Here is a 14573-nt window from a genome sequence, read left to right as displayed (position 1 = left end):
TGATATGGAGATACGTCAGATTTATTTCAAGGCTTAAAATAAAAAATTTCTCCATCGCCTCTTCACCATTATTGCTCCACTTGTGAAGAAGCTTGCATTGCTAAGGCGGTATCCAGCATCCGGTTAGCAAAGCCCCATTCGTTATCGCACCAAACAAGCATTTTAACGAGTTGCCCGTTACTCACTCTTGTCTGAGTTCCATCCACAATTGCACTATGGGGATCGTGGTTAAAGTCGATGGAAACGAGCGGCGATTCAGTATAGTCAACAATGTCACGTAATGTACACTGAGATGCGTTAACAATGGTTTGATTTACGTCATTAACTTTCACATTTGTACTAATTGTGACACTTAAATCCATCGCAGTGACGTTAACTGTCGGAACTCGAACCGAAATTGCTTCGAATTTGTTGGAAAATTTCGGGAAGATTCTTTCAATCCCCTTATGCAACTTAGTATCGACTGGAATGATGGATTGACTGGCCGCACGCGTACGGCGTAAATCATTGTGGTAAGCGTCGATAACTTGCTGATCGTTCATTGAAGAGTGAATCGTGGTGATAGTGCCAGACTCAATGCCAAAGGCCTCATCTAATACTTTGATGATAGGAACGATACAGTTGGTGGTACATGAACCATTGGACACCACGCGGTGCTCATCTTTGAGGGTTTCGTGGTTCACACCGTAGATAATGGTGTTATCGAGATCGCTTGCACCAGGGTGTGAAAACAGAACTTTTTGCGCACCCGCTTCAATATGAGCTTGGCCATCGGCTTGTGAGCCGAAAGCACCAGTACAATCGAGCACGATGTCGACTTCTAAGTCACGCCATGGCAAGAGTTCAATTTCAGCAAGGTGAAGGATTCTAATGGGATCGAATTCGCCACTGTCGTGGTGAACATAGAGGTGTTCTTGGTCGTGCGAGATTTTCTTTCCGAAGCGGCCATGACTGGTGTCATATTGAAGAAGATGTGCCATCGCTTCGGGTTGCGCGAGTTCATTAACCGCCACAACTTTTATCTGCTGATGCTTACCGCTCTCATATACTGCTCGCAGTACATTACGACCGATACGTCCAAATCCATTGATCGCAACTTTTAGCATTTATCCTTCGCCTCACCAAAAATTCGTGTCACAGATAGTACCTGATACGGAGGCTGAGCGCATTAAGTAAGTGATCTCACTCGCGGTAAACTATCTTTTCACTTCCCGGAATATTCATATCACCAATATATTGAGTTCTGACGTTACGTGTTTCGCTTGGCACTTTAGCTCCTTGTTTGACCACCAAAGGAAATGCGTATGTCAGGTTTTCCCGCTGCTCACTTTTGCAAGCGATGCAATAGAGAAACACCACACTCTGAAGTGCTGGTCCGTAAACCAAGTCGTTATGATACGGATAAATCAATTCTTGGAACGTTAAAGCTTTGGGCTCATACCCTGCTGAACGGCGGTCACTATTACGATATGGATCGCTATGTCACCTGTAAGGAATGTGGACACAAAGAGAAGGACAACTGGGGAAAAGAATTTGAGTAGGCACAAAAAAACCGAGCATTAACGCTCGGTTTTTCTTTTATCTTCGTAAGCTTACGCTAGCAGTTCTTTTGCTGTGTTCACTACGTTTTCTACAGTGAAACCAAACATCTCGAACAGTTGGTCAGCTGGCGCAGATTCACCGAATGTTGTCATACCGATGATGCGACCGTCGAAGCCAACGTACTTGTACCAGAAGTCAGCAATGCCCGCTTCTACAGCGATACGTGCAGTTACGTCTGATGGCAGTACTGATTCACGGTAAGCCGCGTCTTGCTTGTCGAATGCATCTGTTGATGGCATTGAAACAACGCGTACTTTCTTACCTTCAGCCGTTAGTTGCTCAGCTGCTTTCACTGCTAGTTCAACTTCAGAACCTGTCGCGATTAGGATTAGCTCAGGCTTACCATCGCTGTCTTTCAAGATGTAAGCACCTTTCGCGATGTCCGCTACTTGCTCAGCAGTACGTTCTTGTTGCGCTAGGTTTTGACGAGAGAAGATCAGTGCCGATGGGCCATCTTTACGTTCAATCGCTAGTTTCCATGCTACTGCAGACTCAACTTGGTCACATGGACGCCATGTGCTCATGTTTGGAGTCAGGCGTAGAGATGCCATTTGCTCAACTGGTTGGTGAGTTGGGCCATCTTCGCCAAGACCGATAGAGTCGTGCGTGTAAACTTGGATGTTCTGAACTTTCATCAGAGCAGCCATACGCATCGCGTTACGTGCGTATTCCATGAACATTAGGAATGTTGCACCGTAAGGAACGAAACCGCCGTGTAGTGCGATACCGTTCATGATCGCAGTCATACCGAATTCACGAACACCGTAGTGGATGTAGTTACCAGAGAAGTCGTTCGCTTCTAGAGACTTAGAACCAGACCACATAGTTAGGTTAGAAGGCGCTAGGTCAGCAGAGCCGCCCATGAATTCTGGAAGCATTTGACCAAACGCTTCTAGTGCGTTTTGAGATGCTTTACGTGATGCGATGTTTGCTGGGTTAGCTTGAAGGTCAGCAATGATCTGGCTTGTCTTCTCTTCCCATTGTGCAGGAAGTTCGCCGTTTAGACGACGCTTAAGCTCTGCTGCTTCTGCTGGGTAAGCTGCTGCGTACGCTTCGAACTTCGCGTTCCAAGCCGCTTCTTTCTCAGTGCCTGCCGCTTTCGCATCCCACTCAGCGTATACGTCTGCAGGGATTTCAAATGCTGGGTGTTCCCAACCTAGGAATTCACGTGCTGCTGCGATTTCTTCCGCACCTAGTGGCGCACCGTGACAGTCGTGAGAACCTGATTTGTTTGGAGAACCAAAACCGATGATGGTTTTAGTACAGATAAGTGTTGGACGAGGGTCTGCTTTTGCCGCTTCGATTGCTGCGTTGATAGCTTCAGAATCGTGGCCATCTACAGCAGGGATTACGTGCCAGCCGTAAGATTCAAAACGCTTAGGCGTGTCATCAGAGAACCAACCTTCAACGTGACCATCGATAGAGATGCCGTTGTCATCCCAGAATGCGATCAGTTTGCCAAGGCCTAGTGTACCTGCAAGAGAACATGCCTCGTGCGAAATACCTTCCATTAGACAGCCGTCACCCATGAACACGTAAGTGAAGTGGTCAACGATGTCGTGGCCTTCTTTGTTGAACTGAGCCGCCAACGCTTTCTCAGCCATTGCCATACCAACAGCGTTAGTGATGCCTTGACCTAGAGGACCTGTTGTTGTCTCGATACCAGGTGCGTAGCCGTACTCTGGGTGACCAGGAGTCTTAGAGTGAAGCTGACGGAAGTTCTTAAGATCGTCGATAGACAGCTCGTAACCGCTCAGGTGCAGTAGAGAGTAAATCAGCATAGAGCCGTGGCCGTTAGACAGTACGAAACGGTCGCGGTCAGCCCACTCTGGGTTAGCTGGGTTGTGGTTTAGGTGAGAACGCCAAAGAACTTCAGCGATATCAGCCATACCCATAGGTGCGCCTGGGTGGCCAGAGTTAGCTTGTTGAACACCATCCATGCTAAGAGCGCGGATTGCATTTGCCAGATGTTTACGAGAAGACATGTCTGCTCCTGAGTGCATTAAGCGAATTGATAAAGGAATGTGGGCACTTTCACTGGGTGAGCCAAGTACAAAAGTGCGGGCAATATTCTCTCAGAGCCAAAATCTGACTGCAAACGTTTTACTCACCATTTTTGAGGTTTTAACTCAATCTTTTCGCAGTTAATAGGCAATTTATGAAAAATTCACCCCATCAAAAGCAAACGATTGGGTAATAAGCTAGACGAATTCAAATCGAAAAAGAGCTTGTAATTCGACTGTGGGAAATTAAAATAGACGTCTAGATGTAGAAACACCTACAAACTGTATTGTATTTTTCGTGGCAAGCTTGCGTTAGTTAGCCATGAGTAAACCTTAAGATTGGAGCTATCATGGCTAAGCACCTGTTCACTTCTGAGTCGGTATCAGAAGGTCATCCAGATAAAATCGCAGACCAAATCTCTGACGCAGTTCTTGATGCAATTCTTGAGCAAGACCCAAAAGCACGCGTGGCTTGTGAAACTTACGTTAAAACCGGCATGGTTATGGTTGGCGGTGAAGTAACGACTTCTGCATGGGTTGATATCGAAGAAATCACTCGTGAAACAGTTCGTGAAATCGGCTACGTTCACTCTGACATGGGCTTTGATGCGAACTCGTGTGCGGTTCTAAACACCATCGGTAAGCAGTCTCCAGACATCAACCAAGGTGTTGATAAAGCGGACCCTAAAGAGCAAGGCGCAGGCGACCAAGGCATCATGTTTGGTTACGCAACGAACGAAACTGACATTCTAATGCCAGCTCCAATTACTTACTCTCACCTACTTGTTAAAAAACAAGCTGAAGTTCGTAAGAGCGGTAAACTAGACTTCCTTCGCCCAGATGCGAAATCTCAAGTAACGTTCCAATACGACCAAGGTAAGATTGTTGGTATCGATGCTGTTGTTCTTTCAACTCAGCACTGTGATTCAGTAACAACACCTGACCTACGTGAAGCAGTAATGGAAGAGATCATCAAGCCAGTACTACCTTCAGAGTGGATCACTAAAGACACTAACTTCTTCATCAACCCAACCGGTCGTTTCGTTATCGGTGGTCCAATGGGTGACTGTGGTCTAACTGGTCGTAAAATCATCGTAGATACATACGGCGGCGCAGCTCGTCACGGTGGTGGTGCATTCTCTGGTAAAGATCCATCGAAAGTAGACCGCAGCGCGGCTTACGCAGCACGTTACGTAGCGAAGAACATCGTAGCAGCTGGCATGGCTGACCGTTGTGAAATCCAACTTTCATACGCTATCGGTGTTGCTGATCCAACGTCTATCATGGTTGAAACGTTCGGTACTGAGAAAGTATCACACGAAATCATCATTGAAGCGGTTCGTCAAAACTTCGACCTACGTCCATACGGCCTACAAGAAATGCTTAACCTGCTTCAACCTATCTACAAGCAGACAGCAGCCTACGGTCACTTCGGTCGCGAAGAGTTCCCATGGGAAGCTACGGATAAAGCAGCTATCCTACGCGATTTCGCTGGCATCAAGTAATCGAGCCACACAAGAATCGATAAAGCCCTCGCCTCTGGCGGGGGCTTTTTGTTTCTGCCCCCTTCTCTGCCTTCTCACTCTTTCCTTGAACAAAAATTCAGCAATTATTTGTAAATTGCCCCATCTCCGCCAATAGTTAACATAATGTTAAATGCACTTTTCGATGTATATAACGTAAAGAACTATGATGCAGGCTCACGTGGCTAAAAGAGTCATGAAAAACGTCAGCCAAACATCTTTATATGGCCTAGGTGCCACCGTGGGAATAAATCAAGGAGGAGTTATGCCTCGTACCGTAAACCCATCTGACTTCCAAGGAAAACGAAAGGAAGTGCCAGATAATGAATACGCCAGAACCATTCCATGCAATACCGTTAGCTTATCGGCACCATTCCATTGGCTCGCGTTGGGCCTGCATGACTTTGTACGCATGCCGCTCATCAGTGCCTTTTACGGCATCTGCTTTATGGCTGCTGCGATTGGTATCGTGCTTCTGGTTCAGTGGCAAGGCACGCATCTCGTCGTAATGCCTAGTCTTATTGTTTACATGTTAATCGGTCCGTTCTTAGCGCTCGGCTTATATGATGCGAGTTGGGAGAGAGAACGCGGACACAAACCAAGTTTGTTCCATTCAATGAAAGCCATCGGGCGAAACTCCAGCTCTCAATGGGCATTTGCTGTGATGCTCGCGGTATGTATGATTTTCTGGATGCGAATTGCTGCCCTGCTCCATGCGCTATACCCTTCTGTACAAGGCGCGCCGCTGACTGAGTTCTTGCCTTTCTTGGTTATAGGCTCAATTGTTGGTTTTGTCTTAGCTTGCGTAGTATTCAGCATTTCTGCTTTCTCAATACCGCTGATGATGGAGCGTCGTGTCGATATGATGACCGCAGTGTTCACCAGCTTTAACGCAGTGAAATCCAACATCCCAGCAATGATTGTTTGGGCTGCGATTATTTGTGGCGGTATCTTAATCGGCTTTGCGACGTACGGTATTGGTATGCTCTTCACCATGCCAATCCTCGGGTACGGTACATGGCATGCTTACCATGCAACGATTAAGAAAAAACACACGCCTTAGAAAACAGATGGTATGATCCGGCCCTCGCAAACGCGGGGGCTTTTTTATTGAGTAAATGGGGTGAGTTGTGGATATAGAACTGAGCTACAGAGCCAAGCAAGTGATGGCAGATTGCATCGCGATGGCAGAGCAAGCTTTCAAGCGTTCTTTTCCTATTCCTTCTCTGACTTTCAATGTACGTGGCAAAGCGGCGGGTAAAGCGTATTTGCAATTGAACGAAGTCCGTTTGAATCCAAAACTGTTCAGCGAAAATCCACAAGCGTTTATCCAAGAGGTTATTCCTCACGAAGTCGCCCACTTGATTACCTACCAAGTTTACGGTCGCGTTCGCCCACATGGGAAAGAGTGGCAAGGTGTTATGGAGGCGGTATTCAAAGTACCAGCTAAAACCACTCACAGCTTTGACGTGGCCTCTGTTCAAGGTAAAACCTTTGAATACCGATGTGGTTGCATGACCTACCCACTTTCAATTCGTCGTCACAACAAAGTGCAGCGTAAAGAAGCGGTATACTCATGCCAAAAATGCCGCCAACCGCTGAACTTCACGGGAACTCAGCTCTCCTAACAGCACAAATTTCCTACTTTTCTATTCCAGAAAGAGAGACATTCGCTCTCAAAGTGTCCCTTTTTGCCTGTTATTGTTTGTTTGCTCATCACTAAAGCTAATTTGTGCGTGTTAGAATAAATAAAGTCATACTTTATAAAGACTTTAATCATGAAATATCTTTTCTCTTTATTACTGCTTGCACTTTCTAGTGCAGCGATTGCTGCACCTCCAAGCTCTTTTTCCGCGGCCAAGCGCGAAGCGGTAAAAATCTACGCCGATCACCCAACCAGCTTCTACTGTGGCTGTGATATAAAATGGCAAGGCAAAAAGGGCGTGCCGGATCTCTCTTCTTGTGGCTATCAAGTTCGCAAGCAAGAAAAACGCGCATCACGCATCGAGTGGGAGCACGTGGTTCCTGCATGGCAGTTCGGCCACCAGCGTCAGTGTTGGCAAAATGGTGGACGCAAAAACTGCACAAGAAACGACAAAGTCTTCAAATCTATGGAAGCCGATCTCCACAACCTGACTCCAGCTATCGGAGAGGTAAACGGTGACCGCTCTAACTACAACTTCAGTCAGTGGAATGGCATGGATGGCGTCAGCTACGGCCGATGTGAAATGCAAGTGAACTTTAAGCAACGTAAAGTAATGCCGCCCGATCGTGCACGTGGTTCGATTGCCCGCACTTACTTGTACATGAGCAAAGAGTACGGGTTTAAACTTTCGAAGCAGCAAACTCAATTGATGAGTGCTTGGAACAAAACCTACCCTGTAGACAAGTGGGAATGTGAGCGCGATGAACGCATTGCTAAGATTCAAGGCAACCACAACCCATTCGTTCAAGAGGCTTGTCGCGCGCTGTAATTCTTCCCGCAATTACCGCAGTACACCTCCGCTATTCGAGGCGTTGTCATTTACTGTAATGGAAACGCCTCTTGCCCCTTGTTTTTTCGGTGGAAAGCATCCATGTTAGTGTCTAAACACTCGCGTATGCAGGAAATCGAAACACAATGCGTATCCCTCGAATTTATCATCCAGAAACCATTCAACAACTTGGCGCTATTGCTCTTAGCGACGATGCAGCTGGCCATATTGGTCGCGTACTTCGCATGAAAGAAGGTCAAGAAGTCCTGCTCTTTGACGGCAGCGGCGCAGAATTCCCAGCGGTCATCAGCGAAGTCAGCAAAAAGAATGTGATGGTTGAGATCTCTGAACGCGTAGAAAGCAGCATTGAATCACCCCTTGATCTTCACCTTGGTCAGGTGATTTCGCGTGGCGACAAGATGGAATTCACCATCCAAAAATCCGTAGAGCTTGGCGTAAATACGATTACACCGCTTATCTCTGAGCGTTGCGGCGTAAAACTGGATCAAAAACGTTTCGAGAAGAAACTCGCTCAGTGGCAAAAAATCGCGGTCAGTGCCTGTGAGCAATGTGGCCGTAATGTAGTACCAGAAATTCGCCCTATCATGAGCTTAGAAGAGTGGTGTCAGGAAGAATACGATGGCTTGAAGCTTAACCTACATCCACGAGCGAAATACTCGATCAACACCCTGCCAACACCGGTTGAAAAAGTTCGTCTATTGATTGGCCCTGAAGGCGGCCTATCTTCTGACGAAATCAACATGACTCGCGAATACCAATTTGAAGAGACGCTACTCGGCCCTCGCGTTCTGCGCACCGAAACTGCGGCTCTGACAGCAATTACAGCCTTACAAGTTCGTTTCGGCGATCTTGGTTAAAACGGAGAAAAATAATGATCAAACTCGGTATTGTAATGGACCCAATCTCGTCCATTAACATTAAGAAAGACTCTAGCTTTGCCATGATGCTTGAAGCGCAACGCCGCGGCTACGAAATCCACTACATGGAAATGAACGATCTGCACCTAGACCAAGGTAAAGCAATCGCAGACACCAAAGTAGTTGAGCTTAAAGAAGATCCAAACGGCTGGTATGAATTCAAATCAGAGCAGACTATCGAACTGTCTGAGCTTGATGCTGTGCTAATGCGTAAAGATCCTCCGTTCGACACAGAGTACATCTACGCAACTTACATCCTTGAGCGCGCTGAAGAGCAAGGCGCACTGATCGTGAACAAGCCACAAAGCCTACGTGACTGTAACGAAAAACTGTTCACCGCTTGGTTCCCAGAGCTAACGCCAACCACCATCGTGACGCGTAAAGCAGAGAAGATTAAAGCTTTCCGTGAAGAACACGGTGATGTGATCCTTAAACCACTTGATGGGATGGGCGGCGCATCTATCTTCCGCGTGAAAGAGAACGATCCAAACGTATCGGTAATCATCGAGACACTAACAAACCACGGCCAGAACTACGCAATGGCGCAAACCTTCGTGCCAGACATCAGCAACGGTGATAAGCGTATCCTAGTGGTTGACGGTGAGCCAATGCCTTACTGCCTTGCTCGTATCCCTGCAAAAGGCGAAACGCGCGGTAACCTAGCGGCAGGCGGTACAGGTGAAGCTCGCCCACTGAGCGAAACTGATATGAAGATAGCTCAAGCAGTCGCACCAACACTGAAAGAAAAAGGGCTTATCTTTGTTGGTCTTGACGTGATTGGCGACAAGCTAACAGAAATCAACGTAACTAGCCCAACTTGTATTCGCGAAATCGAAGCAGCTTTTGATATTTCCATCACTGGCAAGCTAATGGACGCAATTGAGCGCCGCGTAAAAGGCGAATAACTCAAACTGTATTACAGTTAATAGAGAGCGTTGTGCATTAACTTAAGCAAACTCATGCACATACCCTAGGGTTGCAAGCATGGTGTTTGCTTAAGTGTTTCTAATAGCCTTATAAGGTCGAGATGAGAATGAACCTCACAAACCATTTCTTAGTTGCGATGCCGGGAATGAAAGATCCCTACTTCCAGAATAGCGTTATCTACGTCTGTGAACACAACGAAGAGGGCGCGATGGGGTTAATGATCAATGCACCCGTCGATATCACGGTTGGTAACATGCTCAAGCAAGTCGAAGTGCAACCAGTGCACCCTAGATTGTTCGAAGCAAGTTTAGATAGACCCGTCTACAATGGTGGTCCTGTCTCTGAAGATCGCGGGTTCATCCTGCACAAGCCAAAAGACTACTACGAATCAAGCATTCAAATGACTGATGAGCTCACGGTTACCACGTCTAAAGACATCTTGTCGGTACTTGGTACTGAAGCGGAACCAAGTGACTATCTCGTAGCGCTGGGTTACTCCGGTTGGAGTGCAGGACAATTAGAAGCCGAGTTAGTAGAGAATTCTTGGTTAACCATTGAAGCGACACCAGAGATCATCTTTGAGACACCTATCATCGACCGTTGGAAAAAAGCCGTTGAGAAATTGGGTATCGATCCAAGCCAGTTATCTTCCGATGCTGGACACGCGTAGCGCGCTCTCCCGCGACAACTTATTTTTATTGATTTAGATTCGAGACACCTTATGTCACGCACTATTATGGCTTTCGATTTCGGTACCAAGAGCATTGGTAGCGCCATCGGACAAGAAATCACGGGAACCGCTTCCCCGCTCAAAGCGTTCAAAGCGAATGACGGCATTCCAAACTGGGATGATATAGAGAAGCAAATTAAAGAGTGGCAACCGGATTTATTGGTCGTTGGTTTACCTACCGATTTGCACGGTAAAGCTCTAGAAACCATCACACCAAGAGCGAAAAAGTTCGCTAATCGCCTACAAGGTCGCTACGGCTTACCCGTTGAATTGCATGATGAGCGCCTATCGACAGCCGAAGCACGCTCAGAGCTATTCAGTATGGGGGGCTACAAAGCGCTATCGAAAGGCAATATCGACTGCCAATCAGCGGTCGTGATTCTTGAGAGCTGGTTTGAAAGCCTTTGGGGTGAGTAAACACTTCAAGCACAATGAAAAAAGGTTGGCTTCTGCCAACCTTTTTCGTTTCTGGAATGGATTAATCCATATCGATCTTAACGTTCGCCAGCGTGCCCGTAGAGAAGCCTTCACCGCGCTGCGTCTTCAACATCAAACGCAGATCGTTAGCGGAATCAGCACTGTGCAATGCATCCTCTTCACTGATCTTACCTTGCATCACTAGCTTGTAGAGTGACTGGTCAAAGGTCAGCATCCCAAATTCATTCGAGCGTGCCATGGTCGTTTTCAACTCATGCAGATCACCACGGCGGATCAGATCCGAAACGCGCGGACTGTTTAACAAGATCTCAAACACACCATGACGACCTTGACCGTTCTTATCACGGATCAACTGCTGACCTACCACACCTTTTAAGTTCATCGATAGATCAAACAGGAACTGATCTTTCTGGTCTTTCGGCACCAAGTGCAGAATACGCTCAAGAGCTTGGTTTGCATTGTTGGCGTGCAGTGTCGCCATACACAAGTGACCCGTCTCAGCAAAGGTCATTGCGTATTCCATCGTTTCTCGGCTACGAATCTCACCAATCAAAATCATGTCTGGCGCTTGACGCAGTGAGTTCTTCAACGCCACTTCATAGCTGTCGGTATCCAAGCCCACTTCACGCTGGGTCACGATACAACGCTTATGCTCGTGCACAAACTCAATTGGATCTTCTACCGTAAGAATATGCCCCGTTTTATTACTGTTACGGTAGCCTGTCATCGCGGCCATAGTCGTTGATTTACCAGAACCTGTTGCACCAACCACCAGCACCAAACCACGCTTTGCAATCGCAAGGTCTTGCAGAACCAAAGGAAGTTTAAGTTCTTCAAAAGTAGGAATATTGGTCTCGATACGACGAATCACTGCGCCAGGCAATTCACGTTGGAAGAAGGCACTGACACGGAAACGACCGCAATCACGGACAATGGCAAAGTTCGACTCACGGCTTTTACGAAACTCCTGACGTCGCTCCGGATCCATCGCACTATCGAGTAACACAGCCACATCATTTTCAGTCAGCTTATCGCCTTGCGGGCGCAGTTCGCCATCGACACGAAACAAGATCGGCGCACCAACAGTGATGTAGAGATCCGACGCTTTTAACGCCAACATGCCTTCGAGAAATTTATTCAGATCCATCGTCCGTATTCGCTATTACCTGTGTGATTCGTTACGAGAATTGCTGCGCTTCAATTTCAACTTTCTTATCCACTTCTTCACGCGAGACCATCCCTTGCGCCATCAATTGACGAGCATTTTGTTCCATGGTCTGCATGCCGTGCGCCGCACCGGTCTGAATGATCGAGTACATCTGCGCGACTTTATCTTCACGAATAAGGTTTCGGATCGCCGGTGTTGCCATCATGATTTCATGACACGCAATACGACCACCGCCGTTACGTTTCAAAAGTTTTTGCGCGATAACCGAACGCAGCGATTCCGACAACATCGAGCGCACCATGTCTTTATCGCTCCCCGGGAAAACATCGATAATACGGTCGATGGTTTTCGCCGCAGAGCTCGTGTGTAGTGTACCAAAAACAAGGTGACCGGTTTCAGCCGCTGTTAGCGCTAGACTGATGGTTTCTTTGTCACGCATCTCACCGACTAGAATCACATCCGGGTCTTCACGCAATGCGCTACGCAGCGCGTTTTGGAAGCTGTGTGTATCACGGTGTACTTCACGTTGGTTGATCAGACACTTATTGTTGTTGTGAACAAATTCAATTGGATCTTCAATTGTTAGGATGTGCTTATTGTGATTACGGTTAATGTAGTCAACAATGGCTGCCAAGGTCGTCGATTTACCAGAACCCGTTGGGCCAGTAACCAGTACCAGACCTTTCTCGGCGTTAGCGATTTTTCTGAAGATCTCAGGAGCTTCTAGCTCTTCCAGTGTTGGAATGCTGCTTGGGATGGTACGGAACACAGCCGCACAACCGCGAGATTGGTTGAAAGCGTTGACACGAAAACGGCCAACGTTATGCAATTCAAATGAGAAATCGACTTCGAGTTTTTCTTCGAACTCACTGCGCTGCGCATCGTTCATGATTTCAAAAACCAAACGGTGCACTTCTTGGTGTGTAAACGCTGGAATGCCCAGCTTTCTCACATCACCATCAATACGAACCATTGGTGGTACACCTGCAGAAAGATGTAGATCCGAAGCATTATGTTTTACACTAAAATCCAGTAACTCAGTGATATCCATTTAAAATCCTTAAGTCTAAAGTACAGCTATGAGTAGTATTCAACAAAACATTGAACATATCACCTCTCAAATTCGACACGACGAACAAAAATGCGGTCGTTCTCCAGAGTCCGTGCAACTTCTAGCAGTAAGCAAAACTAAACCTGTCGAGGCAATTCTCGAAGCTTACCAAGGTGGCCAGCTGGCATTTGGTGAGAACTACGTCCAAGAGGGCGTCAGTAAAGTTCAGCACTTTGCCGAGCATTATCCAGATAATCGAATCGAATGGCACTTCATTGGTCCTATTCAATCCAATAAATCACGTCCTGTTGCTGAACATTTCGATTGGGTTCACACCGTTGATCGCGCTAAGATCGCTCAACGCCTCAATGACCAACGTCCTAGCGAACTAAAACCGCTGCAAGTTCTGATTCAAGTAAACACCAGTGGTGAAGAATCAAAATCAGGCGTCAGCGATGCAGAAATATTCGAGCTGGCTGAGTTGATTTCTCGCCTTCCAAACCTCACGTTAAGAGGGTTGATGTCGATTCCTGCCAACGTGCCAGATTACGAATCACAACTTCGTGCATTTAAGCAACTGGAATCGCTAAAGCAAAAGCTAGCTCAGCAATACCCTGATGTCGATACGCTATCTATGGGGATGAGCGGCGACATGGATGCAGCAATCGAAGCAGGTAGCACCATGGTGCGCATCGGCACAGCGATTTTTGGCGCGCGCGACTACAGCAAACAGCAATAAAGCGAATCGTTGTTAGACACTGTGAATTTGAGTCTGACTGCCGTCTCTTTCGGTAGCCAGAATAAAGTGACGCAATTATACACCTGAGCGCACAACAAATTGTAAGAATTTATATTTGGAAATCAGACATATGGAACATAAAAAGATTGCCTTTATCGGCGCAGGAAACATGGTGCGAGCGATTGTTTCTGGCCTTGTAGCAAATGGCTACCCTGCACAGAGCATTATTGCGACTGCCCCATCTGAGACGCGTCGCCAACCTCTTGAGCAAGACTTTGGTATCCGTACCACCAGCGATAACATCGCAGCCGCGACAGAAGCGGATGTTGTGGTATTGTCTGTGAAGCCACAAATGATGGAAGAAGTGTGTAAACCACTGCGATCTATCGACTTCAGCAATAAACTGGTTATCTCTATTGCGGCTGGTATCAACTGTTCACGTTTGGATGACATGCTAGCGACTAAGCTCAACTTGGTTCGCGTGATGCCAAATACACCATCGCAACTTGGTTTGGGCATGAGCGGGCTTTACGCGCCTGAATATGTGCAAGAACAAGATAAAGCTTTCGCGGCAGAGCTAATGCAAGCCTGCGGTAAGGTATGTTGGGTTGAGCAAGAATCTGGCATCAATAACGTAATTGCAGCGGCAGGCAGCGCACCGGCTTACTTCTTCCTGTTTATGGAAGCGATGCAAGCAGAAGCGATTGCTCAAGGCTTCGATAAAGACACGGCTCGCACGTTGGTTCAGCAAGCAGCACTTGGCGCAGCAAGCATGGTAGTGGAAAATCCAGAAACTGAGCTTTCAACGCTACGCGAGAACGTGACATCAAAAGGTGGCACAACGGCAGAAGCGCTACGTACGTTCAACGAGCACCAACTGTCTGATATTGTGGCAAAAGCAATGCAAGCTGCGGTTGCTCGTGCTGAAGAAATGGAAAAACTGTTTTAATGACTTGAGTGGCACCCACTCTGTGTCACTC

The 14573-nt window shown here is 47.1% G+C and carries 15 protein-coding genes; 11 read left to right on the top strand and 4 right to left on the bottom strand.

Going from position 1 to position 14573, the window contains the following annotated elements; all coding sequences use genetic code 11:
• Positions 1-68: 68 nt before the first annotated feature.
• Positions 69-1106 (bottom strand): erythrose-4-phosphate dehydrogenase, encoded by a 1038-nt coding sequence (epd, locus tag A9237_RS10840; RefSeq protein WP_078608170.1) that lies wholly within the window; start codon positions 1104-1106, stop codon positions 69-71.
• A gap of 198 nt (positions 1107-1304) precedes the next feature.
• Between epd and A9237_RS10835 the strand changes: the two genes are divergently transcribed.
• A complete protein-coding gene (locus A9237_RS10835; protein ID WP_005534899.1) occupies positions 1305-1541 on the top strand; it encodes a hypothetical protein in 237 nt (78 codons plus the stop codon).
• A 51-nt stretch (positions 1542-1592) separates the two neighbouring features.
• Here A9237_RS10835 and tkt read toward each other — a convergent pair whose 3' ends face one another.
• Positions 1593-3587 (bottom strand): transketolase, encoded by a 1995-nt coding sequence (gene tkt / locus A9237_RS10830; protein WP_045480184.1) that lies wholly within the window; start codon positions 3585-3587, stop codon positions 1593-1595.
• 368 nt (positions 3588-3955) lie between these two features.
• Between tkt and metK the strand changes: the two genes are divergently transcribed.
• The 8 genes from metK to ruvX all read left to right on the top strand — a co-directional run bounded on the left by metK (position 3956) and on the right by ruvX (position 10614).
• Complete coding sequence (gene metK, locus A9237_RS10825; RefSeq protein ID WP_078608169.1) at positions 3956-5110, top strand: methionine adenosyltransferase; 1155 nt, start codon at positions 3956-3958, stop codon at positions 5108-5110.
• A 283-nt stretch (positions 5111-5393) separates the two neighbouring features.
• Positions 5394-6191: a DUF2189 domain-containing protein gene (locus tag A9237_RS10820; RefSeq protein ID WP_009705547.1), complete on the top strand. Its 798-nt coding sequence runs from the start codon at positions 5394-5396 to the stop codon at positions 6189-6191.
• A 67-nt stretch (positions 6192-6258) separates the two neighbouring features.
• Entirely contained in the window at positions 6259-6756 is a 498-nt protein-coding gene (locus tag A9237_RS10815) for a SprT family zinc-dependent metalloprotease (protein ID WP_078608168.1), read from the top strand.
• Positions 6757-6906: 150 nt separating this feature from the next.
• Entirely contained in the window at positions 6907-7602 is a 696-nt protein-coding gene (gene endA, locus A9237_RS10810) for a deoxyribonuclease I (RefSeq protein ID WP_050919060.1), read from the top strand.
• A gap of 146 nt (positions 7603-7748) precedes the next feature.
• Entirely contained in the window at positions 7749-8480 is a 732-nt protein-coding gene (gene rsmE, locus A9237_RS10805; RefSeq protein WP_078608167.1) for a 16S rRNA (uracil(1498)-N(3))-methyltransferase, read from the top strand.
• A 14-nt stretch (positions 8481-8494) separates the two neighbouring features.
• Complete coding sequence (gshB, locus tag A9237_RS10800) at positions 8495-9445, top strand: glutathione synthase (RefSeq protein WP_005425823.1); 951 nt, start codon at positions 8495-8497, stop codon at positions 9443-9445.
• Between the two features lie 128 nt (positions 9446-9573).
• Positions 9574-10137: a YqgE/AlgH family protein gene (locus A9237_RS10795; protein ID WP_005436504.1), complete on the top strand. Its 564-nt coding sequence runs from the start codon at positions 9574-9576 to the stop codon at positions 10135-10137.
• 51 nt (positions 10138-10188) lie between these two features.
• Positions 10189-10614 (top strand): Holliday junction resolvase RuvX, encoded by a 426-nt coding sequence (gene ruvX / locus A9237_RS10790; protein ID WP_005436506.1) that lies wholly within the window; start codon positions 10189-10191, stop codon positions 10612-10614.
• Positions 10615-10675: 61 nt separating this feature from the next.
• Here the strand turns inward: ruvX and A9237_RS10785 are convergent, their stop codons facing one another.
• Together A9237_RS10785 and A9237_RS10780 are read right to left on the bottom strand one after the other, a co-directional pair.
• Positions 10676-11782: a PilT/PilU family type 4a pilus ATPase gene (locus A9237_RS10785; protein WP_005436509.1), complete on the bottom strand. Its 1107-nt coding sequence runs from the start codon at positions 11780-11782 to the stop codon at positions 10676-10678.
• Between the two features lie 31 nt (positions 11783-11813).
• Positions 11814-12854, bottom strand: a complete 1041-nt coding sequence (locus A9237_RS10780) for a type IV pilus twitching motility protein PilT (RefSeq protein WP_005436511.1) — start codon at positions 12852-12854, stop codon at positions 11814-11816.
• 28 nt (positions 12855-12882) lie between these two features.
• On the opposite strand from A9237_RS10780, the gene A9237_RS10775 reads away from it, so the two are divergent.
• Both A9237_RS10775 and proC read left to right on the top strand, forming a co-directional pair.
• Positions 12883-13593, top strand: a complete 711-nt coding sequence (locus A9237_RS10775) for a YggS family pyridoxal phosphate-dependent enzyme (protein ID WP_078608166.1) — start codon at positions 12883-12885, stop codon at positions 13591-13593.
• 130 nt (positions 13594-13723) lie between these two features.
• On the top strand, positions 13724-14542 hold the full coding sequence (gene proC, locus A9237_RS10770; protein WP_078608165.1) for a pyrroline-5-carboxylate reductase: 819 nt from the start codon (positions 13724-13726) through the stop codon (positions 14540-14542).
• Positions 14543-14573 lie beyond the last annotated feature (31 nt).

Source organism: Vibrio owensii (genome assembly GCF_002021755.1).
Classification (GTDB): Bacteria; Pseudomonadota; Gammaproteobacteria; order Enterobacterales; family Vibrionaceae; genus Vibrio; species Vibrio owensii.
Note: the sequence above shows the minus strand (reverse complement) of the source record. Positions and strands in the feature narration are given on the sequence as shown.